Origin of the sequence: Parendozoicomonas verongulae (genome assembly GCF_009711465.1) — a bacterium.
Lineage (GTDB): Bacteria > Pseudomonadota > Gammaproteobacteria > Pseudomonadales > Endozoicomonadaceae > Sansalvadorimonas > Sansalvadorimonas verongulae.
Map to the genome: position 1 here is coordinate 2,253 of NZ_SMME01000655.1, position 359 is coordinate 2,611.

Here is a 359-nt window from a genome sequence, read left to right on the forward strand (position 1 = left end):
ATGCGCTTGTGAATGGTGAGATGACCGGATGTGGTAAACGCTTTGTGACATCCACTCTGGTTACAGACAAAGCGCCTGTCCCCTGTGTGGGGTCGCTTGTGTCCGATAAGACGACTGGATGTAGTAATCGCTTTGTGGCCCCCGTCCTGGTCACAAGCCCTTACGGGATATTTTTTTTCGTCAAATCTTAGCGCGTGCACCCCGGAGCTCTTCGTGGGTAGCTGATCGCTGTCAGTCTGAAATACATCATTAGGCTCCAGACCCGCCAACTCTGGGAATAGAATGTCCAGAAGGGGGGGGGAAGGAGGAGTACATAAGATGTCAGGGGGTTCATTGTCACTGGAAATGCGACAAATGTT

The 359-nt window shown here is 51.5% G+C and carries 1 protein-coding gene; it reads left to right on the forward strand.

Features of this window, described 5'->3' with window-relative positions:
- Positions 1-191, forward strand: a 191-nt coding sequence (locus tag E1189_RS24985; RefSeq protein WP_230460050.1) for a hypothetical protein, incomplete at its 5' end; no start/stop codon positions are given.
- Positions 192-359: the final 168 nt, after the last annotated feature.